At 71.9% G+C, this 26,305-nt stretch carries 22 protein-coding genes; 5 read left to right on the top strand and 17 right to left on the bottom strand.

Going from position 1 to position 26,305, the window contains the following annotated elements:
• Window positions 1-62 precede the first annotated feature (62 nt).
• From K8638_RS24315 to K8638_RS24325, 3 genes are read right to left on the bottom strand one after another with little or no spacing between them, the layout of a single operon-like run.
• Complete coding sequence (locus tag K8638_RS24315) at window positions 63-767, bottom strand: ABC transporter ATP-binding protein (RefSeq protein WP_223756991.1); 705 nt, start codon at window positions 765-767, stop codon at window positions 63-65.
• On the bottom strand, window positions 760-1,971 hold the full coding sequence (locus tag K8638_RS24320; RefSeq protein WP_223756992.1) for an FtsX-like permease family protein: 1,212 nt from the start codon (window positions 1,969-1,971) through the stop codon (window positions 760-762). The genes K8638_RS24315 and K8638_RS24320 overlap by 8 nt, the downstream gene beginning before the upstream one ends.
• 6 nt (window positions 1,972-1,977) lie before the next feature.
• Entirely contained in the window at window positions 1,978-3,219 is a 1,242-nt protein-coding gene (locus K8638_RS24325) for an efflux RND transporter periplasmic adaptor subunit (protein WP_223756993.1), read from the bottom strand.
• A 253-nt stretch (window positions 3,220-3,472) separates the two neighbouring features.
• Here K8638_RS24325 and K8638_RS24330 point away from each other — a divergent pair, with 253 nt between their 5' ends.
• A complete protein-coding gene (locus K8638_RS24330) occupies window positions 3,473-3,853 on the top strand; it encodes a PleD family two-component system response regulator (RefSeq protein ID WP_223756994.1) in 381 nt (126 codons plus the stop codon).
• A 105-nt stretch (window positions 3,854-3,958) separates the two neighbouring features.
• Here the strand turns inward: K8638_RS24330 and K8638_RS24335 are convergent, their stop codons facing one another.
• From K8638_RS24335 to K8638_RS24360, 6 genes are all read right to left on the bottom strand, one after another.
• Window positions 3,959-4,735, bottom strand: coding sequence for a ZIP family metal transporter (locus K8638_RS24335; protein WP_223756995.1), 777 nt, complete (start codon window positions 4,733-4,735; stop codon window positions 3,959-3,961).
• 40 nt (window positions 4,736-4,775) lie between these two features.
• Window positions 4,776-6,032: a COG3014 family protein gene (locus tag K8638_RS24340; RefSeq protein ID WP_223756996.1), complete on the bottom strand. Its 1,257-nt coding sequence runs from the start codon at window positions 6,030-6,032 to the stop codon at window positions 4,776-4,778.
• Window positions 6,033-6,069: 37 nt separating this feature from the next.
• Window positions 6,070-6,678, bottom strand: a complete 609-nt coding sequence (gene lpoB, locus K8638_RS24345) for a penicillin-binding protein activator LpoB (protein WP_223756997.1) — start codon at window positions 6,676-6,678, stop codon at window positions 6,070-6,072.
• A gap of 13 nt (window positions 6,679-6,691) precedes the next feature.
• The gene (locus K8638_RS24350) at window positions 6,692-7,522 is read right to left on the bottom strand and encodes a hypothetical protein (RefSeq protein WP_223756998.1); all 831 of its coding nucleotides are present in this window, start codon (window positions 7,520-7,522) and stop codon (window positions 6,692-6,694) included.
• A gap of 12 nt (window positions 7,523-7,534) precedes the next feature.
• Window positions 7,535-8,107, bottom strand: coding sequence for a hypothetical protein (locus K8638_RS24355; RefSeq protein WP_223756999.1), 573 nt, complete (start codon window positions 8,105-8,107; stop codon window positions 7,535-7,537).
• A gap of 129 nt (window positions 8,108-8,236) precedes the next feature.
• Window positions 8,237-9,880, bottom strand: a complete 1,644-nt coding sequence (locus K8638_RS24360; protein ID WP_223757000.1) for a mechanosensitive ion channel family protein — start codon at window positions 9,878-9,880, stop codon at window positions 8,237-8,239.
• A 184-nt stretch (window positions 9,881-10,064) separates the two neighbouring features.
• On the opposite strand from K8638_RS24360, the gene K8638_RS24365 reads away from it, so the two are divergent.
• The 4 genes from K8638_RS24365 (at window position 10,065) to K8638_RS24380 (ending at window position 15,227) form a co-directional block, all read left to right on the top strand.
• Window positions 10,065-10,448: a PleD family two-component system response regulator gene (locus tag K8638_RS24365; RefSeq protein WP_120202605.1), complete on the top strand. Its 384-nt coding sequence runs from the start codon at window positions 10,065-10,067 to the stop codon at window positions 10,446-10,448.
• A 5-nt stretch (window positions 10,449-10,453) separates the two neighbouring features.
• Window positions 10,454-12,028, top strand: coding sequence for a multiheme c-type cytochrome (locus K8638_RS24370; protein ID WP_223757001.1), 1,575 nt, complete (start codon window positions 10,454-10,456; stop codon window positions 12,026-12,028).
• A 134-nt stretch (window positions 12,029-12,162) separates the two neighbouring features.
• Window positions 12,163-14,088 carry a LysM peptidoglycan-binding domain-containing protein gene (locus K8638_RS24375; RefSeq protein WP_223757002.1) on the top strand — a complete coding sequence of 642 codons (1,926 nt, stop codon included), beginning with the start codon at window positions 12,163-12,165 and terminating at the stop codon, window positions 14,086-14,088.
• 350 nt (window positions 14,089-14,438) lie between these two features.
• Window positions 14,439-15,227 (top strand): L,D-transpeptidase family protein, encoded by a 789-nt coding sequence (locus K8638_RS24380; protein ID WP_223757003.1) that lies wholly within the window; start codon window positions 14,439-14,441, stop codon window positions 15,225-15,227.
• 5 nt (window positions 15,228-15,232) lie between these two features.
• On the opposite strand, the gene K8638_RS24385 is transcribed toward K8638_RS24380, so the two are convergent.
• The 8 genes from K8638_RS24385 to K8638_RS45290 all read right to left on the bottom strand — a co-directional run bounded on the left by K8638_RS24385 (window position 15,233) and on the right by K8638_RS45290 (window position 26,298).
• The gene (locus K8638_RS24385; protein WP_370644106.1) at window positions 15,233-16,990 is read right to left on the bottom strand and encodes an ATP-binding protein; all 1,758 of its coding nucleotides are present in this window, start codon (window positions 16,988-16,990) and stop codon (window positions 15,233-15,235) included.
• Window positions 16,991-17,022: 32 nt separating this feature from the next.
• Complete coding sequence (locus K8638_RS24390) at window positions 17,023-19,602, bottom strand: protein kinase (protein ID WP_223757005.1); 2,580 nt, start codon at window positions 19,600-19,602, stop codon at window positions 17,023-17,025.
• A gap of 124 nt (window positions 19,603-19,726) precedes the next feature.
• Window positions 19,727-20,464 carry a hypothetical protein gene (locus tag K8638_RS24395; protein ID WP_223757006.1) on the bottom strand — a complete coding sequence of 246 codons (738 nt, stop codon included), beginning with the start codon at window positions 20,462-20,464 and terminating at the stop codon, window positions 19,727-19,729.
• Window positions 20,461-21,741, bottom strand: coding sequence for an ABC transporter permease (locus K8638_RS24400; protein WP_223757007.1), 1,281 nt, complete (start codon window positions 21,739-21,741; stop codon window positions 20,461-20,463). Before K8638_RS24400 ends, K8638_RS24395 begins: the two co-directional genes overlap by 4 nt.
• A complete protein-coding gene (locus tag K8638_RS24405; RefSeq protein ID WP_223757008.1) occupies window positions 21,738-22,439 on the bottom strand; it encodes an ABC transporter ATP-binding protein in 702 nt (233 codons plus the stop codon). The genes K8638_RS24400 and K8638_RS24405 overlap by 4 nt, the downstream gene beginning before the upstream one ends.
• Window positions 22,436-24,100: a hypothetical protein gene (locus K8638_RS24410; protein ID WP_223757009.1), complete on the bottom strand. Its 1,665-nt coding sequence runs from the start codon at window positions 24,098-24,100 to the stop codon at window positions 22,436-22,438. Before K8638_RS24410 ends, K8638_RS24405 begins: the two co-directional genes overlap by 4 nt.
• A gap of 191 nt (window positions 24,101-24,291) precedes the next feature.
• The gene (locus K8638_RS24415) at window positions 24,292-25,095 is read right to left on the bottom strand and encodes a hypothetical protein (RefSeq protein WP_223757010.1); all 804 of its coding nucleotides are present in this window, start codon (window positions 25,093-25,095) and stop codon (window positions 24,292-24,294) included.
• A gap of 15 nt (window positions 25,096-25,110) precedes the next feature.
• Window positions 25,111-26,298 carry an ABC transporter substrate-binding protein gene (locus K8638_RS45290; protein WP_223757011.1) on the bottom strand — a complete coding sequence of 396 codons (1,188 nt, stop codon included), beginning with the start codon at window positions 26,296-26,298 and terminating at the stop codon, window positions 25,111-25,113.
• Between the last annotated feature and the right edge of the window lie 7 nt (window positions 26,299-26,305).

The raw sequence follows: 26,305 nt of genomic DNA on the forward strand, positions 1-26,305 counted from the left end.
GCTCCCGGGGCCCGCACCGGGGGAGGCGCGCGGGCGGACGCGGCCCGGCCGGGCCCGCCGTCTCAGGGCCGCGTCACCGGGCGGTCCGTGCGGATGCGCCCGTCCACCACCTCGACGAGCCGGTCGCACCGCTCCGCCAGGCGCGAGTCGTGGGTGACGATGAGGAAGGTGGTACGCCGCTCCCGGTTGAAGCGGCGCAGCAGCTCGAACACCTGGGAGGACGTGCCCGTGTCCAGGTTGCCGGTGGGCTCGTCCGCCAGCACCAGCGCCGGGTCCATGGCCAGCGCCCGGGCAATGGCCACCCGCTGCTGCTGCCCTCCGGAGAGCTGGCTGGGGTGGGCATCCGCGCGCTCGGCCAGCCCCACGTCGCCGAGCAGCGCCCGCGCCCGCTCGCGCATGGACGCGTCCTGGCGTCCCCGCTCCGCCAGCATGGGCATCATCACGTTCTCCAGCGCGCTGAAGGCTCCCAGCAGGTGGTGGAACTGGAACACGAAGCCCAGCGTCCGCGCCCGCAGCGCCGCCAGCCCGTCATCATCCAGCTCGGACGTGTCCTGCCCGCGCACCTGGATGCGCCCGCCGCTGGGGCGGTCCAGCAGGCCCATCAGGTTGAGCAGCGTGCTCTTCCCCGAGCCCGACGGCCCCACCAGCGCGACGAACTCGCCCGGCATCAGCGTGAGGTCGATGCCATGCAGCACGCGCGTGACGACCTCCTCGCCGTAGTCCTTGGTGACGCCCTCCAGGCGCATGACGGGAACGGGCTCAGCCATTGCGGATGACCACCGCCGGGTCCAGTTTCGCCGCGCGACGCGCCGGGGCCACCGCCGCCAGCACGCCGGTCAGCAGCGCCACCCCGGCCGCCGTGAGGAACAGCGTCGCGTCGAGCTGCACGGGGAAGGTGGGCGAGCCGTCCGGGTTGCGCGCCAGCCCCTCGAAGAAGCCCGCCAGCACCACCCCCAGCAGGCTCCCCAGCACCGAGCCCACGCCGCCCACCACCGCGCCTTGCAGGAGGAAGACGCGCATCAGCTTGCGCGTGGGCGTGCCCATGGCCTTGAGGATGCCAATCTCCCGCGACTTCTGCACCACCGACACCACCAGCACCGAGGCGATGCCCAGCGCCACCGCGACGATGACGAAGAACTGAATCATGTACCGCGAGCTGCTCTGCGAGCGCAGCGCCGTGAGCAACTGCGCGTTGAGCGCCATCCAGCTCTCCGCCACCAGGCCCGTGCGTCCGCGCAGTTCACCCGCCAGCGCCTCCGCGCCGAACACGTCCTGCACGCGCGCCTCCAGCGACGTCACCCCGCCCACCACGTCCAGCAGCGTCTGCGCCGAGCGCAGCGGCACCAGCACCCAGCGCTCATTCACGTCCCGGTTCCCCAGGTCGAAGATGCCCGCCACGCGGAAGCTGTCCGCGCGCCCCTCCGCCGTGGTCAGCCGCACCCGGTCTCCCACCGACACACCCAGGTCCTCCGCCAGCTCCTGGCCGATGACGGCCTCGCCTCCTTGCAGCCGCCACGCGCCGGCCACCAGCTTCGAGGGCACGTCGATGATGCGCTGGAAGCGCTCCGCCTCCACGCCGCGCACCGCCACCGAGCGGCTCGCGTTGCCGCGCGACGCGAAGCCCGCGCCGGACACCACCGGGGACACCGCCACCACGCCCGGCGTGCGCTCCAGCTCCGCCTGCACCCGCAGCCACCCCTCCACCGTGCGCAGCCTCTGCGCGGGGCGCACCACCTGCACCAGCGCGCCGGGCCCGTCCGCCAGGGGGCGCGCGGCCTCCTCGGGCGCGCGCACGACGATGTGGGGCTGGGAGCCCAGCGTCCGCTCCACCAGCGAGGCCTGCAGCCCGTCGATGAGCGCGGACAGGAAGACGATGACGGCCACGCCCACCGACACGCCCGCGAAGATGAGCGCCGTCTGCGCGCGGCCCTCGCGAAGGAAGCGCAGCGCGACGAAGAGCTCGAAGGGCATGGCGGCTCAGCCCTCCTGTCCCCGAACGCGCACCCGCACGCGCTGGCCCGGCACCACCTTGCCTGACAGCACCAGCTCTCCCTCGGACAGGCCGTCCACCACCTCCAGCGTCCCCTCGCCGCGCAGGCCCGGCACCACGTCCCTGCGCGTCGCGCGCCCGTCCTGGAAGACGAGCACCCAGGGCCGCTCCGACGCCGCGTCCCGCACGGCCTCGGTGGGAAGCACCAGCGCGGACTCGCGGCGGCCCACCTCGATGTCCACCGACACCGTCATGCCCGGGCGCAGGTAGCCGGGGGGCTCCGGCACCGCGAGCTTCACCTCCACCGTGCCCCGGTCCGGGTCCACCGACGGGGCCACCGTCTCCACCCGGGCGGAGAAGCGCTCACGCGGGAAGGCATCCGCGCTGGCCACCGCGGGCTGACCCGGCCGGAGGTACGCGAGGCTGCGCTCGTCGGGCTCCACCGTGAGCTGCGTGCCGCCCACCCGCGCCAGCCGCAGCAGCGCCTGCCCCCCCTGCACCGAGTCCCCCGGCTCCACGTCGCGGCGCAGCACCAACGCGGGCACCTGCGCGGTGAGGGATGCATCCGCCAGCCGCGACTCGGCGGCCCGCAGCTCCGCCTCCGCCTGGGCCACGGCCGCCTCCGCCAGCCGCTGCTCCGGGCCGCCCCGCCCGCTGGCGGCGGCCTGCGCCTCGGCGGACGCCTGCCGGCTGCGCGCCACGTCCACCGCCGCCAGCGCGTCGTCCAGTTGCGCGCGGGTGATGGCCCCCGCCTCGGCCAGCGTCCGCGCCCGCTCCAGCGCGCGCTCCGCCTGCTCCCGCTCCACCGTGGCCTGCCGCACCGCCTCGGCCCGCTGCGGGGCACTCACCTCCAGAAGCTGCGTGAGCCGGGCCCTCGACTGGCGCACGGCCGCGAGCGCCCGGGCCACCTCGGCCCGGAGGGTGTCCGCGTCCAGCCGCGCGAGCACCTGTCCCGGCTCCACGCGCTGGCCCTCGTCCACCTCCACCGCCTCCACCGTCCCGGCGACCCGGGCGGCCACCGTCACCTCGGCGGGAGGTGACACGCGGCCACTCACCACCACGCGGTGGACCAGGGGCTCCCGCCGCACGCGCAGCCCTTCCACCTCCGGCCCCCGCACCGAGCGCACCACGGCCAGGGCGACCAACACCCCGAACACGGCGAGTGCCACCATGAGCCGCGGATGACGCCGGGCATACCGGCCGAAGCCGCCCTTCGCGCGCATCGACATGCCCGCACTATCCCCCAGCCGGATGCGGCTCGCGTGGGTTTCCGATGCGTGCGCCGGGCCGCGTGCACGCGGAAGCGGGCGGCCCCCCGGGCGCCCTCGGGCCTCCCTGCCCCTTCGGAGGACGGCCCCCGCTCAGCCTGGCGGACGCGAGGCACCGCCCGTGGAGGTCCCCCGGGCGCATTCACATCTCCGGCCTCGAGGCCCCATTCCAACGAACGGCGGCGGCGCCGCCCCACCCGCTTCGAGGAGCCTCATGCATACCGTCCTGCTGGTCGATGATGATCCCACCCTGCTCGACCTCTACACCCGGGTCCTGGAGGACATGGGTCATGTCGTCGCGACCGCCTCGGATGGGCGGGAGGCGCTCACCCTGGCGCCGCGCCTGCGCCCGCACCTCATCATCACGGATGTGTCGATGCCGGGGATGAGCGGGCTCGAGCTCTGCCAGGAGCTCCACGAGGATGCGTGGCTGCGCACCATCCCGGTCATCCTCCACAGCGGCATGGACGGGGTGGTGGCGCCACCGGGCGCCGTCTTCCTGGGCAAGACGGGTGACCTCGCCACGTTCAAGGCCGCGGTCACCCGCGCGCTCGCCGGCATGACACGGGCTTCACGCCTCACCCCAGCCGCCTGAGCCGGTGGGCCGCTTCCGGTTCCCCTCCCCTGCGGAGCGGCCCGCCGGCACGGGTGCATCCCGGACATGGCACGCGCCGGGTGTGGCGCGCGCGGCCGCCGCCCCTCAGTGCCCCGGGTGGCCCATCCACCGCGCGAGCAGGAACATCAGCGCCAGCCCACCGAAGAGCGCCAGCACGTTGCGCCCCGGGTGGTCCTTGCCGTGCCGGTGCACGTGCGGCAGCAGGTCCGACACCGCGATGTAGAGGAACGTGCCGGCGGAGAAGGCCAGCGCCTTGGCGGCGAGGCTCTCGAAGTTCAGCACCGCGTCGAAGAGGAAGTAGAGCGCCGCGCCCGCCGGCACCATCATCCCGTAGAGCGTGGACAGCGACAGGATGGCGGCCCGGGAGCGGCCCTCCGTCTTGAGGATGGACGCCAGCGACAGCGCGGAAGGCACCTTGTGCGAGACGATGGCCAGCAGCGCCATCGCCCCCACGCCCTCCTCCACCGCCGAGCCCAGCGCAATCCCGTCGAACAGCGTGTGCGTGGACAGCCCAAGAAAGGCGGTGAGCCCCAGCACCTGTCCGGGCTGCGCGGGCCCACCCTGGCCGGACATGTGGTCCCCGGGCAGGTCCTCGCCCGCGTGCGCCACGAGGTAGCGCTCCAGCACCAGGATGAAGACGAAGCCCGCCGGCACCAGCGCGAAGGCCCACCACCCGCCTCCGGAGTACGCCTCCGGCAGCATGTGGAAGAAGGCCGCGCCCAGCATCACCCCCGCCGCGAAGGCCAGGAAGCGCACCAGTTGCGTGGGACGCTTCGTCCACACCACGACCACCGCGCCGGCCAGCGAGCCGAGGACGATGATGAGGGAGTAGAGGGCCACCGCGGCCAGGACCGGCGACATGGGGCGCGCACCCTACAACAAATCCGCCCAGCCGCCGCTCTCAGTAACGCCGCACCACCACCAGCCCCACCCGGCCGGGCTTCACGTCCACCGTGTGCTCCGTCGTCCTCCCTCCCGCATCCACACGCACCGTGTGGCCGCCCGCGGGCACCCGGAAGCGCGCCACCTGGAACTCAGCGGGCAGGGAAAGCCAGGAGCGCAAGTCTGGCGCGTTCGTCGCGTTGAGCAGGATGAAGGTGAGCGCGGCCACCTCCTCGCTCTTCGTCAGCGCGCCCACGCCCGCGGCCAGGCCCGCCTTCGCCACCGCGCCGCCGACCTGCTTCGCGAGCATCCCGCCGATGCGGTGATTGAGGTGCACCCGGGCCACGTCCGCCAGCGACGTCACCGTCACCGCCCGCTGCGTCGAGTCCCCCAGCGACACCCGCACCGGGGGAGCATGGCCCCGGTCCCGGTACTCGGGCACCTCAATCAGGTTGCCCCCGTCACCGCCGTCACGCGAGGCCCGCTGCTTCTCCGGCGACAGGCCCGCCTCCACCACCACGACGACCTGGGACTCGCCCGGCGCCAGCGGCTCGTGGGGCACGCCCGGGTACTTCGCCACCAGCTCCGCGTAGGCATCATCCCGGCCGGCCTGCTTCGCCAGCCGCAGCAGCGGCTCCACCAGCGCGCCCAGCTCGGGCTCCAGCTCGTAGGCCTTCGCGTAGTCGATGTAGGCCGAGTCCCAGTCGCGCTGGTCCTCCCGGATGATGCCACCCAGGTAGCGCGCAATCGCGAGCTGCTGGTACGGCTTCTTCTCGTCGGCGACCATCTTCTCCAGGCGCTCGTTGACCTGGCGGACCTCCACCATCGCGCTCTCGGCCTCGCCCAGCTCGGCGTAGTTGAGCGCCTGGAGGACGGAAATCATCAGCTTCTCGAAGTCCTCACCGCGGTAGGCGCGCTGGCGCTCGTTGGTGATGAGCGCCCCGGCCTCCTCGCTGACGGACACGCCGTCGAGCTGCTCGCCGAGCCGCTCCGCCTCCTCCAGCACGGCGTTGCTCTCCGCCCACTTGCCGGCGGCGTGCAGCACCATGCCCTTGTCCATCAGCACCAGCAGCCGGTCCTGGTCCACCATGGCGCGCGTCGCCGACTCCAGCGCGGCCAGCGCGCGCGTGTAGTCCTCGGACTGGTACGCCACCCGCACGTCTCGCGTGCGCGCCACGTAGTCCGTCGCGCAGCCGGTCATCAGGAGCAGGCTCGCCAGAACGAGCCCGCCCCACCCGGACACACGGGCCGGGATGGGGTGGGAGGAAGACTTCATGGGAGTGGACCTTGGCGGGACGCGCGCCGTGCGACGGCTACCAGCTCACGCCGCGCTTCTCGAACTTCTTGCGGATCTGCTTCTCGTCCGTCCACTCGATGAGGCCGGACTTCACGTTGCTCAGCTTCGCCGTCATCTTGTAGTAGACGAGCTTGTCATTGCCGACCTCCTGGATGATGGAGGCGAGGTCGCCCGTCATCAGGAAGTCCACGGAGACCTGCTGGCCCGGGCCCTTGGCGGCGTTCGGGTCCACGTAGCCGGACTGCTGGTACTCGTACTCCTCGGCGATGTCCTGGCGCGCCGCCTGGTCCACCAGGGCGAAGCGGCCCGTCTGCGCGAGGGCGGTCTGAATCTTGTCGCCCAGCGAGCGCATGTCGATGTGCTCGGAGGTGCTGTTCTTCAGCTTGCCCACGAGGACGATGGGCAGCGAGCCGTCCGGCCGGGGCTGCGAGAAGCGCGGCGATTCGGCCAGCGACGCGGCCATCTTCTTGGCGATGAGCTGCAGGTCGTTCTCGTTGAAACGGTCCGACAGCATCTCGATGGTGTTCGGGTCCTCGTACGTCCCGCGCGTATAGGCGCGCGGGCCGACGCACGCGGAGAGCGTGACGGCGAGGCAGGCGGAGAGCAGAAGGCGGAGGGGGTTCATGGTGCGTTGACTCCTAGTTCCATTCGCATTCGAAGCGGCTGCCCTCGAAGTTCCACTTGTAGGCCAGCACGGGGTCGCGCCGGTAACCGGCCGTCAGGCGGCAGAGGCTCTGCAGCGAGCTGCGCGGATAGTCGAAGGTGTAGGTCTGCGACTTCGCCAGCTCCTGCGCGTTGAGCTGGGACGGGTGGGTGAGCGTGGGGCTGCCGCTGGCGGCCACCAGCACCTTGTGCGGGCCGTACGCCTTCAGCGGCACCCGGCCCGCGAGCTGCACGCGGCGCACGGTGCGGGCCACCATGATGTCGCTGCGGTCCACCATCGTCTCGTGGCTGTTGCGGCGCCGCAGCAGCTCCGGGATGTTGGCGGAGAAGACGCGGGTGACGTCGCCGTCGTCCACGAAGAAGTAGAGGAAGGCCTCGCGCGCGGTGCGGCTCTCGCCGGTGAAGTCCAGCGTCACCAGCAGGTCCAGCTCCCGGTTGGGGGCCAGCCCGTGCCGGGACACCGCCGCCAGCACATCCTTGTCCACGCCCGCCTTCTTCAGGCGGATGAGGCCGTCCGCGCTGGCGTCGCAGGCGCAGCGGCGCTCCTCAATCATCTTCACGAGCTGCGCGGGCTCGAAGCCGGCCTGCGACAGCTTCGTCAGCTCCTCGTCGGTGAGGGGGAGCTGGTCGGAGCGCTCGTAGATGCGCGGGAGCTGGTTCGGGTCCCACTGGATGATGTTGTAGGTCTGCACGTTCCCCGAGGGGAACGGCAGGGAGATTTGCGGACTTCCGCGCCCGGCGGGAGCCGCGACGGGTGCCTGGCTGGTGGCCAGCGCCAGGGTAGCGGCGAGGAACTGGGCAATCATGGTGAGCCCCCTCTAGAACTTGTAACCGACCGTCATGCCCAGGCGGTGGGTGATGCCACCGTCGTCGATGTCGCCAATGGGGATGTCCGGCATGTAGTGGAGGCCGAGGACGATGTTGTCCTCATCCCCCAGCATGAACTCCGTGCCCACCTGCGGGGAGATGCCGAAGCGCAGGCCCACATCCGGGATGATGATGGCGCCCGCCTTGAGGCCCGCCGTGAAGACCACCGGCCAGCCCCAGGTGCGGAAGCGCGGGCCCACCATGGCGATGAAGCGGCCGCCGTCGAAGACGTAGGCGCCACTCGCGTCGAGCTGGTACCAGTCATCGCCCCACAGCGACAGCGTGGCGCCCACATACAGGGGGGGCCCGTCCGGTGCGTCCCGGGAGGGCTCCTGGCTGTTGATGGCGGCGCCCCAGTCGAGCTGGAGGGAGACGCCCCGGCCACCCGGGTCTCCGTAACCGCCCTTGCCGTACTCCGACTCCTCGGGCCCGTCCGTGCGGCCCCGTTCCTGCGCGCTGGCGGTCAGCGGCGCGGCGGCGGCCAGCATGAGAAGGGCCCCGCACAACCTGACATGACGCTTCATCTCGAAGACTCCCCCGAGCAGTGGATGCGTAGGTTCCGGCGCTCTGACGGCGCGGCGCGCCGGATATTCAAGCGTCCGCCACCCAACAGGCAAGGACTCCTTGTCCCACCTCCGGGCGCCGGCCCTTTCTCAGGCCCTGGGAGCAACCGGGGGAGCGGCCGGCGTCTCGTTGTCCGGCGGCGAGGGGGGCGGTGGAACCGGAGGGCGGGCCTCCGTGCGGGTGACAGGCAGCCACTGGGGGTTGGCGCGCAGGAACCGCACCAGCCGCTCGCGGACCAGGGCTCTCAGGTCAAACAGCTTTTCCGAGTTCGCCACGCTCACCAGGGCCCGGACGGTGAGCGTCCGGTCCATCACGTCCAGCACCACCACGCTGCCCACGCGGCCATCCCACACCTCCCGGGCCTCGGCCTCCAGGACGCGCTTCAGCTCCGCGCGCAGGGCGTCGATGTCCGCGGAGAAGTCCACCTGGAGGGTGACGGCGCCCAGCATCTCCGAGCTCCCCTTGCTCCAGTTCTGGAAGGGCTTGTCCAGGAACTGGGGAATGGGGATGACCATGCGCCGCTGGTCCCAGGTGCGCAGCACCACGTAGGTGAGGGTGATTTCCTCCACGGTGCCGAACTCGTTCTCCACGATGACCGTGTCGCCGATGCGGATGGGCTGGGTGATGGAGAGCTGGATGCCGGCCAGCAGCGTGGAGATGGACTTCTGCGCCGCGAGGCCAAGCACCAGGCCGGCGATACCGGCGGAGGCGAGCAGGGACACGCCGACGCTGCGGACGACCTCGAACTGGATGAGCAGCAGCGCGACGGCGACGACGTAGGTGGCCACCTCGAAGATGGAGCGCAGCACCACCAGCTGGGTGCTCACGCTGCGCGCCCGCGAGGCGTCCTTCATCTCCGCGGAGACGCGGTTCTGCACGAAGGCGGCGGACACCCGGAGGAAGCGCAGGACGAACCAGGCCAGGGAGATGACGCCCAGCGAGTAGCCCACGCGGTTGAAGAAGTGCTGCGACGGGGCCGGCAGGCGCAGGAACGTGGTGCCCGCCACCAGCAGCGCGGAGAATGTCACGAGCTTCAGCGGGCCCCTGCCCGCGGCGGCCATCTCGTCGTCCCAGGTGATGCGCGTCCAGCGCGCCAGGCGCAGGGCGAACGCCAGCACGAGCCGCTCCAGCACCACCGCCACCACGAGGCTGCCCAGCAGCACCACCAGCAGGCCCAGCCACTGCCAGAGCTCCAGGCCCAGGTAGGCGTCGGAGAAGAAGACGGGCGGCAGCCACTCCCCCACGCGCGGGCCATACTCCGCGAACAGCGGGTCCACCTGCCGCACCGTGGACTCGCTGAACACCCACACCAGCGCGCCCTCCGACGTCACCCGCTGGACGCGGATGGGGACGTTGGCCCCCTCCAGGGGAATGGTGCCGAGCTCGTCGAAGCGGGCGTCCTCCGGGTCCCCCTCCGGCTCCTTGCTCATCGCGGACACGTCCACGGCCAGCTTCCGGTCCAGCACGAACTTCAGCCGGCGGGCCAGCTGGACGCCGCGCCCGCCCTGCTGGGCGCGGGGGATGAAGTCCAGGTCGAGGTAGTGGGCGGCCAGCTCGTAGTTCCCCCGGTGCGCGGCCGCCAGGAAGCCCTGGACGGTCGCCTGGGGCGACTGCCGGTCCACGGACGGAGGAGGCTGCCCCAGGCCGCTGTTGAGCGCGGCGGCGGGCAGGCTCCAGAGGACGCTCCAGACGAGGACGAGGACTCGCGGGCCCAATCTGTCACGGTGCATCATATGGGTCCTTCCATACTCCTTTTGGCCGCCCCACGAGGAAGAAGTCGGCCTGCCCCACGGGCGGGCGGGCGTGGGACGGTGGACAGCCTGACATGGGAGCGTGCGGGCCCCTCTCAGCGGATGGGAAAGCGTTGGTGCGACGAGTGGGGGTAGGATAGAAACGCCGCCCAAGGAAGAGGTCGCCGTGTCCGAGAAGCGAAGAATCCTCCTGATTGACGACAGCGAAATCACGCTCGCCATGGAGAAGGCGGTGCTCGAGGCGCGCGGCTACGAGGTCGTCGCGACCTCGACGCTCATGGAGTTCGAGAAAACGCTCCAGAGCTGGAGGCCGGACCTCATCCTCACCGACATCCACATGCCCGAGGCCAAGGGCACGGACATCTGCCGCACGCTCAAGAACGAGTACGGCACGCAGGACATCCCCATCGTCCTCTTCTCCAGCCTCCCGGATGACGAGCTGTCCAAGCTGGCGGAGCAGGTGGGCGCCGACGGCTCGCTGTCCAAGGTGAACGGGCTGGAGGCGATGGGCGAGAAGATAGACGAGCTGGTGCAGAGCATCCTCTGGTGAAGCCCATGCGCCGCGTCCTCGTCGCCGCGCTCGTGGGCGCGTCGCTCGCCGGGTGCATGCGCAAGGAGTCCGCGCCCCCGCAGGCCGAGGCCGGCACGGCCATGGCCTCCCCGGCGGCGAGCGGCGCCTCCGGTGCCCCCAAGGCCGCGGACGCCCCTGGCGCCGTCCTCTTCGTCTCCGCCGACACACGCGGCTACCTGGGCCCCTGCGGCTGCAGCGAGAACATGCGCGGCGGCATCGGCCGCGCGGCCGCCCAGGTGCTGGAGGCGCGCAAGGGCCCCCTGCCCGTCCTCTACATCGACGGCGGCAACAGCCTCTTCGGCGAGCCCGAGCTCAAACCCGGCCAGGTGCCCCAGGAGGAGCGCAAGGCGAAGGCCCTGTCGGACGCCATGCGGCTGATGGGACTGGCCGTGCGCGCCACGGGCCTCCTGGACGACACGCGCGGGGCGGACTTCCGCCAGGGGCTGGGGCTGCCGGAGCTGGCGCCCGGTGAGGTGAAGCTGCTGCCCGCGGGCGCGCGGAAGGTGGGCGTGGTGGCGGCGGACACGCCGGAGCAGCTCGTGGAGGCCAGCGCCCGGGCGCGCAAGGACGGCGCGGACTTCGTGCTGGCCCTGCTGGACGCCACGCTGGAGGCGGCGCAGACCGCGGTGGAGCGTCCCGGGCTCGCGGCGGACGTGGTGGTGGCCACCCGCACCGCCACGGAGTTCAGCGGCGAGCAGAACAAGCTGGTGCGCGCCTCGGTGCCGGTGGTGGCCCTGCAGAGCAAGGGCCGCTCCCTCCTGCGCGTGGACCTGGGCTACGCGCCCCAGCCGGGCCCCTTCACCTTGCAGAGCGATACCGAGCGCGAGGTGGCCGGGCTGGAGCAGCGGGTGGCGCTGCTGGACAGGGAAATCAACCTCCCCGGCATCGACCCGAAGCTGAAGGCGCTGAAGCAGGCCAAGCGGGACGAGCTGGTGGCGCGCAAGCAGGCGCTGCTGGCGGCGCCGCCGGCGGCCGCCTCGGGTGTCAACGCCTTCACCGTGCGCTTCGTCCCGCTGGAGTCCGGCCTGCCCTCCCACCCGGACGCGCAGGCGCTGGTGGCGGCCTACGACGCGGACGTGGGGAAGATGAACCTCGCCTGGGCGAAGGAGCACGGGAAGGACTGCCCCGCCCCGGCGAAGGGCCAGGCGGCCTTCGTGGGCAACGAGCCGTGCCGCACCTGCCACGAGGAGGCCTTCCCCGTCTGGGAGAAGACGAAGCACCCGCACGCGTGGGAGACGCTGGAGGGCCTGGGCAAGCAGTTCCACCTCAACTGCGTGAGCTGCCACGTGACGGGCTGGGAGCAGCCCGGAGGCGTGTGCCGCCTGGACAAGGTGGCCGGCCGCGAGGCCGTGGGCTGCGAGAGCTGCCACGGCCCGGGCTCGGAGCATGCGGAGGCGCCCTCCAGCGACAACATCGTCGCCTCGCCGGGCGAGTCCCTGTGCGTCACCTGCCACAACCCGGAGAACTCGCCCCACTTCGACTTCGCGACCTACCTGCCGCGAATCCTCGGGCCGGGTCACGGGAAGCCCGCGGAGACCGCGAAGCCCGCGAAGCCGTAGTCCTCGCCTGGACGCCCACCCCCACCGGGTGTCCAGCCAGGAGCCGCACCGCGCGACTCGTTGTTTGACTGTCAAGAAAAAGCGCAAATACTTGGGGCTTCGCCTGCTTCTGGGCGCCTCTGGTAAGCGATTCCATGCCGCCTCTTCCCCTGCTGCTGCTCGCCCTGGCCTCGCTCCCCGCCTCGGAGGGCGCGCCTCCGCCCATGCCGCCTCCGCCTCCCGGCATGCGGGTGCTGGCCTCGGACGAGAAGCGCCTGCTGACGGGGGACGCCCCGGAGTCCCCCGAAGCGGAGGGGCCCACTCCGGAGGTGGAGGCCACCAGCGAAGAGGTGGAGTCCGAGTCCGCGGAGCTGGAGGAGCTGCGCGCGCTGGAGGGCGCCGCGCTGGACCCGGCGGCCCGGCCCAACGCGGAGGTGATGCAGTCGCTGCGGCGGCTGGGGCTGGCCAACCCACTGCGGATGCGGATGCTGGACGCGCTGGACGAGCCCACCTTCCGCGAGGACGACGAGCTGGCGCCGCTGCCGCTCATCACCGACCTGGCCACCTTCGACGTCGCGCAGATTCAGGACCGCTACGACATCCCCGTGGAGATGCAGCCGCTGGTGGCGCAGTACATCCAGTTCTTCCAGGGCCCGGGGCGGCGCTGGTTCCGCAAGTGGATGTCGCGCGCGGCGCGGTACGTGCCGGTGATGCAGCCGATTCTGGAGCAGTACGGCCTGCCGAAGGACACGGTGTACCTGGCGATGATTGAGAGCGGCTTCTCCGCGCACGCGTACTCGTGGGCGCACGCCGCGGGGCCGTGGCAGTTCATCTCCAGCACGGGCAAGCAGTACGGGCTGAAGCAGGACTTCTGGGTGGACGAGCGCAGGGACCCCATCAAGGCCACGCACGCGGCGGCGTCGTACCTGCGGGATTTGAAGAAGGAGCTGGGGCACTGGTACCTGGCGTGGGCCGGGTACAACACGGGCTCCGGGCGCGTGCGGCGCATGGTGGAGCGCCACGGGACGAGCGACTTCTGGGTGCTGTCCGAGGAGCGCGGGCTGGCGAAGGAGACGAAGCACTACGTGCCCAAGCTCATCGCCGCGGCGCTGGTGGCGAAGAACCCGTCGGCGTTCGGCTTCACCGAGGAGGAGTTCGAGCCCGAGCCCGTGCTGGAGTTCGACGAGGTGGAGCTGACGGACGCCGCGGACCTGGACGTGGTGGCCCGGGCGGCGGGCGTGCCCGTCAAGGCGGTGCAGGACCTGAACCCGGAGCTGAAGCGCTGGTGCACGCCTCCGGCGAGCGCGAAGAACCCGTACAAGCTGCGGCTGCCCCAGGGCGCGGCGGCGCACTTCGCGGAGAACTACAAGCGGCTGGCCCCGGCGGAGCGGCTGACCTTCCGCATCCACAAGGTGAAGCGCGGGGACACGCTGTCGCAGATTGCCGAGAAGCACGGCACCGCGGCCGAGGCGATTCTCCAGATGAACCAGCTCAAGTCGGTGCGGACGCTGCGGCTGGGCGCGGAGCTGGTGATTCCGGTGCCGGCGGGCAAGAGCGCGGGCACGGCGCTGGCGAACAAGGTGGCGCAGGCGCGGCGCAGCGGCGTGGTGGTGCACCGGCCGGAGGACGAGGTGCCGGCGGGCACGCCCAAGGGGCCCGTGGCCGCGGGGCCGGTGAAGACGGAGAAGGTCGGCGGCCGCACGCGGGTGACGTACGGCGTGCAGTCCGGGGACAGCCTCTGGGTGATTGCCACGAAGTTCAACGTGTCCGTGGACGACCTGAAGAAGTGGAACAACCTGAAGCGGCGCAACCCGACGCTGCAGGTGGGCTCGCTGCTGCACGTGTGGCCGGACGGGGACCCGGCCGGGGCGCAGGTGCAGGAGCGCGCGGGCACGGTGGTGGCGAAGCACACGATGCCGGGCAAGTCCGCCGGCAGGGTGCACCCGCTGGCCGAGGGCGAGACGCTCTGGTCCGTGGCGCAGCGCTACGGCGTCAGCGTCGAGGACATCATGCGGTGGAACAACATCAAGGACCACCGCACCCTCCCCGTGGGGAAGCTGCTCAACCTGAGCGCGCCGTGAGGCGGACGGGCAGGTGAGTTGCAGTGGGGCGGGGCATGACCCCACCCATCTCGCGACCCGACGCCCACGCATTCACTCCAGTTCCCGACGTCCAGGACGTGCCTCCGAGGGAGAGCGCATCTCCCGAGCACACGTCCTCGACTTCAAGGCCGCGCGCTCCGCGCGAGAACACCCTCCAGCCAATGGACGGCCGTCCCGCGCCCGGGACACCCGCCGTGCGATTCACGGAACAGCCGGGCCCGCACCTCCCTCCCCCAGGCCCGAACGACTCCCGGCAGGCGTCGGGGGCCGTCCCTACCGCGCCCCTGAACCGCCTCCCCGAGATACCCGCTGACGCCCGCCTCACGAGCTTGCCCGTCCCTGCCGCGCCGCTCGCCAACGCCCGCTTCACGGGCCTGCCTCAACTCGCGGACGTGGCCTCGGGCCAGCAGGTGCTCGGGCCGGGCTCCCAGGGAGCCGGCGTGCTCGCCATCCAGAGCGCCCTGCTCGACATGGGCTTCGCGCTCCACGGCGGCCCCGACAGCCGGTACGGCCAGCACACCACCCGGGCGCTCCGGAACTTCCAGGCGCACGCGGCGCGCACCTTCCCCGCCGTACGTCCCACGGGCACCCTCGACGCCGCCACGCTGCGCGCGCTGGACGCCCTGGCCCCCGCGCCCGGGGCCCGTGGCCAGTCCCGCGCCCTGCCCTCCGCCTTCTACGACGGCCAGCCCGTGCGCGTGGTGGTGGCCCTGCGCGAGCACCGCACCTTCCTCTTCGACCCGGAGGGGCACCTCGTGGACATCTTCCCCAACGCCACCGGCGCCGCCGCCACGCCCACCCGCACGGGCCTCAAGGTGGTGCGCGCGAAGCTGGACCAGGCCGCCGCCGAGGCCGCCGGCGCCCGGCTGTGGAATGACAGGCACGTCTTCGGCGTGCGCATCCTCGACTTGTCCTGGGTGGATGGCCGCCACTCCGGCGAGGAGCTGCACGGGACGAGCGCCCCCGCCCTGCTGGGCACGGACGTGTCCCACGGCTGCATCCGTCACTCGAACGAGGCGGTGCTCGTGCTCCACGACGCGCTCTCCGCGGGAGACCGCGTGGCCATCGTGGAGCACGTGGACGACCCGCACCTGGGAGTCCCGGTGCCGGTGTCCTGAAGCGGCTACTGCTCCTCGAGCAGCGCCTTCAGCTCGCGCACGCGACGGGTGATGAAGTCGCGGTCCAGCTTGCGGAAGCCCTCGGGAAGCAGCTCACGGCTGGTGCACTCCTGCACCGCCGCCAGGTTCTGCAGCTCGATTTCGAGCGGGTAGCTGGGAGGCACGAAGTCCTCCAACACCGCCGTCAGGTCCTCCTTCGTCACCGAGTCACGGCCCTCCGCCAGCGCCCGGAACTTCGAGCGCACCATGACGGCCTCGATGTCCGCGCCGCTGAAGGCGCGGACGCCCTGCGGAATCATCGCGGAGAACGAGTCGATGCCCTCCACCGACACGCCCGTCTTCTTGGACATGACCTTGAACAGCTCGTCCCGCTCCGCGTCCGTCTGCGGGTAGAAGAGCGCGATGTGCTCCTCCGCGCGGCCCTGGCGCTTGAGGTCGATGGGCAGCAGGTCCGGGCGCGCCGTCATCAGGAACCAGACAATCTTGCCGCGGTACTGCGTGTTGCCCATGAAGGAGGCAATGGAGCCGAACACGCGGCTGCTCGTCCCCGAGTCGCCGCCGGAGTCGCGGTTGCCCAGGAAGGTGTCCGCCTCGTCAATCATCACCGCCACCGGCCACAGGGCCTTGAGGAGGTTGAAGATCTTCTCCAGGTTGGCCTCGGTGACGCCCTGCCACTGGCTGCGGAAGTTGAGGAACTTCACCACGGGGATGCCAATCTCCCCGGCGAAGCAGCTCACCATGAACGTCTTGCCCGTGCCCACCGGCCCGGTGAGCAGGTAGCCCATGGGCATCACCTCCAGGCGCCCCTTCTTCAGGGCCCCGGCGGCCTGCCGCAGCATCTGCTTGGCCTTGGCGTGTCCCGCCACCGCGTCCAGCGTGTGCGCCGGCTCGATGAACTCCAGGAGGCCGTGGCACTCCGCCTGGATGATTTCCTTCTTCTTCTCCTTGAGAAGCTCCGGAGTAATCCGCACCTCGCGCTCCAGCGCTTCGGTGAGGACGCGGTCCAGGTTGATGCGGGACAGGCCCGCCGTCATCTTCGCCAGGCCCGCCAGCGGCACGTCCGACAGCGACTGGAGCCGCTTGCCCTCCAGCTTGTAGCGCACGTACTCCAGCCGCTCCTCCTCGGTGGGCAGCGGCAGTTCAATCGGCGCCACGTACGGGTTGCGGCTGATGCGCGGGGAGATGTCCGCCAGGTTCTCCGCCAGCAGCACCACGGAGATGTCACCGGCGAGGAACTGCGTGTCGTGCGCCCACTTGTCCAGCGTGGCCAGCACGAAGCGGTCCTCGGTGGACAGGTGGGAAATCTCCCCGCCCGGGACGAGCGTCTCCGCGAAGTCGATGACGAGCGCCAGCGAGCGGCCCTCGCTCAGGCGCATGCGCAGGAAGTTCTCCAGGATTTGCAGCGCCCGGCCCGGGTCTCTCGGCATGACCTTGGAGTAGTCCGTGCCGTACATCGCGTCGTAGCCGGACATCGTCCGCTGCAGGTCCTTCTGCGTCTCCGGCGTGGCGGAGCGGATGCCGGACGAGCGGTCGTAGAACAGGACGTGGTCCCGGGCGCCGAACAGCTCCTCGGAGAGGAACGTCTTCAGCGTGCCGAAGCCCCGGCCCCCGTCCTCCATCTGCAAGGGCTGCAAGTCACGCACGGCCCCGTACAGCAGGAAGGTGCTGACCGTCTTCGTGTAGTACTTCCGCGCCAGCTGCTGCGCCCAGCGGGGCAGGTCCGCCAGCGGATCCGCCTTGTTGACCTTGCGCACCTTGCTCACAGACACACGCCTCCTCTCGCACCCACCCGCGTCTAACGGCAACCGCGCAGCTTCCGCAGGGAAACCTTCGCGGTGGCCGGCTCCTGCCCGTCCTTCGGGCCAGGCACGTCCACCTCGGCCTCGTCGTGGCACTTCAGCTTCAGCTGGAGCTGCCGTGCGCCGGCCGGCACCTGGACGACCGCGGGAGTGACGGCCCCCATGTCCGTGCCGTCCACGAAGATGGTGGCACCCGCCGGCTTGGACTCCACCTTCACGGCCACCTTCACCACGAGCGGCTCCAGCTTGAGCGACAGCTCCGCCGTGCCGTCCGCGGACACCGGCAGCCGCTTCGTCTGGGGCTTGTGGCCCGGGGCGGAGACCTCCACCACCCACTCCGGCCCGGTGACAGGCAGGTCCTTGACCAGGGCGGACCCCTTGCCCTGCTCGCGCACCACCTTGCCGTCCACCGCCACCTGGGCATCCCGGGGCTCGATGTCGAGCACCAGGGAGGCGGTCTGCTCCAGGCTCTCCAGCACCGCCTCGACGGGGGTGACGTCCTTGCCCTTGGTGACCTCCACCGTCTTCGTGAAGGGCTTGTAGCCCTCGGCGCTGACCACGACCATCACCTGGCCGGCCGTCACCTCGCGCAGCAGCGTGGTGCTGCCCTGCTCCACGGGGACCGGCTGTGTATCCAGCATCACCCGCACGTTGCCGCGGGCCTTGGCGGGCACCTTCTGCAGGTCCACCATGATGTAGCCGACGCCCGGACGCGAGAGCGCCCAGCCCGCCGCGGCCAGCACGAGCAGCAGCACCACGGCCGCCGCGCCGATGAGCATCCCCCGCTTGCCCGGGCTCCGCGCCGCCAGCGCGGGCACCGCGGCCGTCGGACGCTCCTGGTCACCGTCGTCGTCCTCTTCGTCCTGGTGCCGCGCCGCGACGGGCGCCGGGCCCAGGGCGGGCGGCGTGGGCGGAAGCGCCGAGCGCGGAATCCCCTGCGAGACGTCCGGCGGAAGCGCCGAGCGCGGAATCCCCTGCGACATGTCCGGCGGCAGGTTCCGGTTGATGCGCGGCAGCCCGTCCTCGCTGGCACGCCCGGGGCGCAGCGTGGGCGGGGGCGCCGCGTCCACCGGCGCCAGCGTGGGCACGCTCATGGACGCGCGCGGCGGCATGCCGGGCGACACCGCCGGCATGTTCGCATGGGACAGGCGCGGCGCGGAAGACGGCGGTGGGATGACCGCCGTCTTGTTGCCGGTGGGCTCCTCGTAGGCCGGGGGCGGAGGCACGGCCCGCGTCTCCAGCGGGGTGACGGCGCGCCCGACGGAGGCGCCCGGCTGCGTGGTGGGCTCCGGGCTGTCGTCGAAGACGTGGTCGCTGGACACCAGCTGCGTGGCCATGACCTCGTCCTCCTTCGCGGCGGGCGAGGCGGTGGCGGCCGTCAGCTTGGGCAGCGCGGCCAGCGTGGGCGAGCGGCGGACCCCGTTGTTGTTCGCGCTGGGGGACACCGTCCCCATGGATGCCGTCGCCCGGGGCGGCGCGGCGACCACCGGCTGCACCACGGGCACCGGCGTGGGGGCCGGCTGCGGAGCGGGGGCCGGCGAGCTGGTGAAGGAGGCCGCCTCCAGCGCGGCCAGCATGCCATCGGGCGGCTTGATGTCGGCGTACTCGAGCAGGCGCTGCTTCTCGCGCTCCACCTCTTCCGCGAAGGTGGACTTCATGTACTGCATGAGGTCCTTGCGGCTGAAGATGGATTCGCTGGTGATGAGGAAGCGCTGCAGGTCGTCGCCCAGCTCACTGGCGTACTGGTAGCGCTCGTCCACGTCCTTCGCGAGCGCCTTGAGGACGATCTTCTCCAGCGCCTCCGGGATGCGCCGGTTGTACGTGGACGGCGGCGGCACCTCCGCCTTGCGCACCTTCTCCAGCACGCTGAAGTCGCTGTCGCCGACGAAGAGGCGCTCGCCGGTCAGCATCTCGTAGAGGCACACGCCAATGGCGAACACGTCCGAGCGCCGGTCCAACGGCAGGCCGCGGATCTGCTCCGGGCTCATGTAGCCGAACTTGCCCTTGAGGATGCCGGCCTGCGTCTTGGTGGCCTTGCCCGCCGCCTTGGCGATGCCGAAGTCGATGACCTTGACCTCGCCCTCGTAGGAGATGAGGACGTTCTGCGGCGAGATGTCGCGGTGGACGATGTTCATGTCCCGCCCCATCCCGTCCTTCTTCCGGTGGGCGTAGTCCAGGCCCTCGCACATCTTGGAGATGCAGAACGCCACCAGCGGCACCGGCGCGGGCTCCCCCTTCTTCCGGCACCGGTCGAAGATGGCCCGCATGTCCTTGCCGGGGATGTACTCCATCGAAATGAAGTAGCTGCTGGCGATCTGCCCCAGTTCGTAGATGGACGCGATGTTGGCGTGGGTCAGCTGGACGCTGATCTTCGCCTCATCGATGAACATCGAGATGAACTCTTCGTCCTCGGCGATGTTCGGGAGGATGCGCTTGATGGCGACGAGCCGCTCGAAGCCGCTCGCGCCGAACTGCTTCCCGCGCCACACCTCCGCCATGCCGCCGATGTTGATGCGGTCCAGGAGGAGATACTTCCCAAACGGGATGGGCTGCCGCTTCGGTTGAGTGGTCGTCACGTGGGGGAGGGTCCGTTCGCAGGCGAGCCTAGCGATCGCGACTCCGCAGGGTCAACCACGGCAGAGGCCATTTCCCCTCTTGGCGGGCAGGCAGGCGGCCCCCCCGCCGGAGGAGCCCGGCGCCTCAGGGCTGGACGCTGCCGGCGGCCTCTTCCCGGAAGGCCCCCGAGGGCTCCTCCTCCGGGGGAACGGGCCGGACCAGCAGGAAGCGGGGCTCGCCCCCGGCGGACAGCACCGCGGGAGCCCCGAAGCGCTGCTCCGCGGGCAGCCCCACCAGCGTCACCCAGGCGCCCTTGCGCTCCGGGGCGACGCAGTACAGCAGGGTTCCGGGCCGGACACCCGGCGCCTCGCGCACGGGGCCCTCGCAGTCCTTGCGCACCTGGAGGGTGTAGGCCTCCACCGGCTGCCCGCGCACGAGGTACGGGGGGCGGCCGAGCTGCTCCAGGAGGGGCTGGAGCACCCGGGGGTCGTCCGGCACGGCCTGCTCGGTGGCCTGCTCCTGGGCGAGCTGGTGGAAGCGCTGGAGGGACATGGAGGCGATGTCCAGCGAGGCCAGGGGCACGCGGCTCTCCGCCAGCACCAGGTCCACGAAGAGCGAGCCCACCAGCAGGATGGGCAGCAGCCGGTAGCCCTTGAAGCCCTCCCCCTTCCGGCGGACGAGGGCGGCGACGACGACGGCGGTGAGGGCGGCGGCCAGGGCGAGCACCACCGCGGGCCCCACCGGCGAGGGCAGCGAGGTGAGGGCGGACACCTCGGCGCTCCGGGCGCGGAGGGCGTCGGACAGGTCGCCCCCGTAAATCCAGGCGAGGGCCGCGAGGCTCAGCGCGTTGCCGAGCAGCGTCTTGCGCGAGGGCAGCGTCATCCTGCGAGCGTGCGCGCCGGGTCCGTGGCGGCGGCGCGGCGGGCGGGGAAGTAGGCACCGGCGAGCGCGGCGAACAGGCCCAGCACCACGCCGCCGAGCACCACCGGCCAGGGGAAGGAGAAGAAGCTGTCGGGCTTGAAGGGGAAGCTGGGCAGGTACGTCGACGCCAGCCGGTTCACCCCGAAGGCCAGCAGCAGGGCGGCGGCGGTGCCCGCGGCGCCCCCGGCCAGCCCCACCACGGCGGCCTCGGCCAGGACGATGCCGCGCACGTCCGCGCGCGACGCGCCCACCGCCTGCATGACGCCAATCTCCTTCGCCCGGGCGCGGACGGAGGCCGACAGCGCGTGGGCGATGTTCACCGCCGCGAGGATGCAGATGAGGATGGACAGGAGCGCCAGCGCGGAGGTGACGAGCGCCACGGCCGCGCCCGTGTTCTCCGCCATGCGGCGCTCCTGGTCGTCGATTTCCAGCCCCATGCCCTTCACCGCGTCGATGAGGGCGGGCACCTGGGACGGGTCCTTCGCCACCAGGGTGACGCCGGTGAAGGTGTCCGCGTCCACGCCGGCCTCGCGGTTGATGCGCACCGCCGTCTCCAGGGGAATGGTGAGGCCGGCGAGCATGGCCCGGTCCGAAGCGCCCACCACCTGCGCCTGCGCGGAGCGCGTGGGCCCACCGCTGGAGGCCGCCACGTAGGAGCGGTTGAACTCCACCGGCATGACGAAGCCGACAATCATGTTCGCGGAGAGCTGAGGCAGCTTGCGCGCCGGGGCGAACGTCTTGTTGTACAGCTCCAGGAGCCGCGTGGAGACGAGCGCCGGAATGGGCTGGCCCTCGCCCATGTCCCTGAACTCGCCCAGCTTCACGTCGTCCTTCACGAGGCCGGGCTCCACGCCCACGGCGAGCACCTCCATGCCCATGCGCAGCCGGGTGCCGAAGAAGGCGCCGTCATAGCGGGACACCGCGGGCACGCGCACGTTCATCTTCCGCCAGGCAGCCTCCACGCCGGGCAGCGCCGCCAGCCGCTCCACGGTGGCCGCGTCCAGCTTGCCGCCGCCCAGCAGCGAGCCCAGCGACACGGCCGAGGGCACCACGTCCACCAGCCGCGCGTCGGTGGGAAATATCTTCTCGCGGATGACGCGGCCCACGCCCAGGCCCAGGCCCAGGAAGAAGACGAGCGCGCCCACGCCCATGGCCACGCCGAAGGCGGAGAAGAAGGCGCCCTTGCGCTCGCGGGCGAGGCTCAGCCGCACCAGCCGGGACAGCGCGTCCAGCCTCACGGGGCACCTCGGGTCGCCAGGTGCAGGTCGGCGCGCTCCTCCACGAGCCGCCCCTCCTTCAGCCGCAGCACGCGGCGGGCCGCGGCGCTCATGCGCTCCTCATGGGTGACGGCCAGCACGGTGAGGCCCTCGCGGTGCAGCTCCTTGAAGAGCTGGATGACGCCGTCCCCGGTGGCCGCGTCCAGGTTGCCGGTGGGCTCGTCGCACAGCAGCAGCCTGGGGCCGCCGAAGAGGGCACGGGCGATGGCCACGCGCTGCCGCTCGCCGCCGGACAGGCGGACGGGCGCGCGGTCCTTCTTCGCGCCCAGGCCCACGCGCTCCAGCATGGCCTCCGCGCGCTTGCGGGCGTCCTCGCGCGCCGGGCCGAAGTGCGAGGGCAGCAGCACGTTCTCCAGCGCGGAGAGGTTGGGGATGAGGTGGAAGGACTGGAAGACGAAGCCCACGTGGGTGTTGCGGAAGCGCGCCAGGGCCTTGTCGTCCAGCCCGCGCAGCTTCACGCCGCCCACCTCCACCTCGCCCTGGTAGTGCACGTCCAGCCCGCCCAGCAGGTGCAGCAGCGTGGACTTGCCGCTGCCGGAAGGGCCCACCACCGCGACGAAGTCCCCGTCCTGCACGTCCAGGGACATGCCGTCGAGGACGCGCACCTTCGTGCCGTCCCCGTCCACGTACTCCTTGACGATGTCGCGCGCGCGAATCACGGCGTGGCCGGCTGGGTGGTGGTGGAGGCCTGCGCGCCGGGCGTCAGGCGCAGGGACAGCTCCGCCTGGAGGGCCTGCTCCTTGCGCGACACGGCCAGCGTCACCGCGCGCAGGTCGTCGGTGGCCTCCAGCCAGCGCACGGTGGTGGCCTTGATGGCGAAGCCGCCAATGCCCCACGCCTCCGAGGGCAGGTTCTTCACCGCGTCCGACAGGCGCCGCAAGTCCAGCACCAGGCTGAAGGCGGCATCCTTCCCGGCATCCTTCAGGTCCTCGGCCACGGGGCCCTCGGCGGACGGCTTCGCGAGCGAGGCCAGCGTGGACTCCAGCCGGGCCTTCGGAGAGGCGACCACCAGCCGGCCGTTGGGGCCGAGCGCGAAGTGGGCGCCCTCCCCCGCGCGGTACGAGGTGAGGTAGACGCGCTGGCCACCGCCCAGGTCGGCCGGCTCCACCTTCGCGCCGAAGTCCGTGGCCATGGCCGGCAGCTTCTCCAGCGTGCCCTGCGTCTTCGCGGCGTCCTCCGTGTCCGCCAGCGCGGCCAGGTGCACGAAGCGGAAGGGGTTGGTGCGGCGCAGGTCCAGCGCGGGCATGCCGGAGCCCAGGTTCACCGTGGGCGACAGCGACACGCCCATCACCATGCCGGGCTTCAGGTTGTCGAGCACCTCGCCCTTCATGTCGAGGCCGCTCTTCTGCACGGCGCGGGTGATGTAGCCGCCCAGCAGGTAGGGCCACGCGCCGTCGAGGTGGGACGGGTCTCCGTGGAAGCGCGCCACCAGGAAGCTGTCCGCGGGCAGCGCGCCCGCGAGGTCGGAGGACGCCTTCACCGGGTCCAGCGCCGCGAGCGAGGCCTGGGTGTCCGGCCAGGGCGCGTCCGCGCGCAGCGTCACCGCGCGCTCCTCGATGCGGCCCGTGAGGGTGAGGCCCTGGACGGTGCCGGCCGGCACGAGGGAGCCGGTGCCGCCGGGAATCCACACGTGGAAGTCCCGCTCCGCGGGGAGCCGCTGGAGCGACGCGGCCAGCACGGGCTCGCTCGAGAGCGACTTCTCCTGGGGCAGCGTGGCCAGCGTGCGCAGCGTGGCGATGGAAGGGCCCGCGCCCAGCAGGGCGTAGTCGGTGCCCTTCAGGAAGAGGAGGCCCAGCGCGGGCTCCGGGGCGTTGGCGTGGCCGAAGGTGACGAGGTTGCCCCCGTCCACGGACGCCTCCTGCCGCTGCGTGGCGCCCAGGCGGGTGCGGGCGAAGTTCCCGAAGGTCTCCGCGAGCTTGTCCGCGTCCTTCACGCCGACGATGGAGACGGCGCGGTTGCCTCCGAGGAAGGCCGCGCCCGCGCCACGTCCCGGGGCGATGCCGGCGGCCTCCAGCGCCTGCCGGCTGCGCAGGTCCACGCCCACCTGCCGCATCACCGCGGAGACGTAGCCCTCGGCGGAGGAGAAGTTCTGCAGCTGGGCGGCGAAGGAGGCCACCTTGAGGTTCTGGAAGCGGGCCAGCTTCTCCCCGAGCGCGCCCAGGTCGTTGATGACGATGGCGGCCCGCGCATCACGCGGGAGGTAGCGCGAGGGCCCCGCCGCGCCGGTGCCAGCGGTGGGGCCGGCCTCCTTGCCGCAACGAGAGCAGCCCGCGAGGGCGAGCACGAGGAGGAGAGACGGGAGCCAGGCTCGGCGGAACATGTTGGCAGGACAGGACGGCTGGGGCGGAGAGTCAATTTATTCGTGGCGGGCCTGTAGGGCTGGACCCAGGACGAGGGCCCGGATGACGGGCAGGCAACGTCCCGGCTCGGAGCTTCACCCACGGCGCGGGGCTTCCTCCCGCGAGCCCGCCCCTGCCCGCCCCCAAAGCCCGGCGGGCATGCATGCCGTGGCTACCTCACCCGCGTGCCATGCGGGAGCGGGCCACGCGTCTCCTCGGAGAACTCCAGGAACTGCTCCATCTGCCGCACGGACTCCTCGGTGGCCTCGGCCTCGGCGCTGAGCACGGTGAGCTGGCGGTTGACGCTCTCCGGGTCGCGAATGGCGATGGACTGCTCGTGCGTCAGGCGCATCAGGTCCTCGATGCCGGCGAGCTGATGGCTCACCACCTCGCGGCTCTCGCTGGCCTGCTCGAAGCGCGCCAGGCGCTTGCGGAGGATGTCCACGCGGTTCTGCTTCACGTCCTTCAGGCGAGGGTTCGTCTCGCGCGCCAGGTCCTCCTCCAGCTCCCGCACCTCGCGCTCCAGGTGCTCGCGGTCCGAGCTGTTGAGGTAGGCGCGGTACTGGTTCAGCGTGGAGATGAGGCGCAGGAAGGACGTGAGCAGCGCGTCCAGCCGGGGCTCGCTGTCCGCCTCCAGCACCTTGCCGCCCGGCAGCTTCCGGTAGTTGGCGAGAATCTTCTCCTTCAGCCCCACCAGCTGCTGGTAGTGCTCGCGCTGCGACTGCGCCAGGTCCGCCTGGAGCGCGTCCACCGCCTTGCGCGCCGCCTCGGGGTCATCGGGCGTCTTCGCCCGCACCGCGCGCTGGAAGCGCTTCATGGCCGGGAAGATGCCCAGGTAGAGCCCCTCCAGCCCCAGGGCCACCAGCGCCGGCAGCGGCTCGCCCGTCATTGCCGCCGAGGCCGCCGCCGTCCCCAGCCCCACCAGGTTGGCGGGCAGCAGGAATGCGGCCTTGATGTAGTTGGGTGACCTGGCCACGTCCGTCCTTCCCTTTCAGGGGCCTCGCGCCTCCGACACGTACTTCAACGCGCCCAAATCCCGCGTGTCCTCCGCGAGCGGCACCTGCGGCCCCTGCTTCAGCTTCTGGAAGAGCGCCGCCGCGCTCTGGAAGAGCTCGTCATAGGTGACCGGCGCCTCTCCGGAAAGGCCGAAGAAGGCGCGATTGTCCGCCAGTGTCGCCGGCGGCGCGCTGCGGATGGCCTCAATCGGGTCCCCCAGGTACGGCGCCACCTCGCCCAGCATCCGAGCCCCCGCCGTGGGGTCCTTCAGCACGCTCTGCCCCGCGTCCAGCAGTCCGCGCAGCACCCGGCGCACGGCATCCGGGTAGCGCGCCGCGAAGTCCCCGCGCGCCACCAGCACCGTGGCCACCAGGTGCGGCGCGTCCGCCGTCGTGGCCAGCACCGCCCCGCTCCTGTCCCTGGCCGCCAGTTCCACGTCGCCCCACAGCCCCACCACCGCGTCCGCCCGGCCCTCGCGCAGCGCGCGGCCCGCGTCCAGCGTGGAGGGCAGGTCCACCCAACGCACGTCCGAGGTGCGCAGCCCCGCGCGCGCCAGCAGCCACAGCGCGAAGTAGTGCGAGGAGCTGAACGGGTACACGCCCAGCCGCTTGCCCCTCAGCGCGGCGAGGTCCGGCACGCCCACCGCCGCCAGCGCCTCCTGCCCGCGGCTGCGCCCCACCAGGAGCAGCGTCCGGGGCGCCGCGTCCCGCAGCGCCGGGGCCCAGGCCGCCAGCCGGTCCACGGAGATGGCGGCCATGTCCACCCCGCCGTTCTCCGCGCCAATGGCCAGCGCCTGCCGCAGCTCCTCCTCGCGGGGGAAGAGCACCGCCCGCGCGTCCAGCGCATAGGCCGTCTTCAGGAAGCCCTGCGCCGCGCCCGGAGGAGGCACCGGGTTGTCCAGCGTCGTGGCGCCGCCGGTGGCCACCAGCAGCGCCGCCGCCGAGCCGCGCGGGGTGAAGCCGATGAGCACCGGGCGCAGCGGCACGGAGGCCACGTCCGCCACCGGGGCGGCCACGCCGGCGGGGAAGTCCCCGGGCGACAGCCGCACCGCCTCACGCGAGGCGGGGAAGAAGCGCTGCTGGAGGCGGTCCAGGTACCCCAGGCGCGACGCGAGCGCATAGCCCGCGCCGAGCACGCAGAGCGCGAGGAAGACGAAGAGGCCTGGACCGCGGTGGAGCTTCACGGGAGGG

The sequence above is a fragment of the Myxococcus sp. RHSTA-1-4 genome (genome assembly GCF_020037125.1).
GTDB lineage: Bacteria > Myxococcota > Myxococcia > Myxococcales > Myxococcaceae > Myxococcus.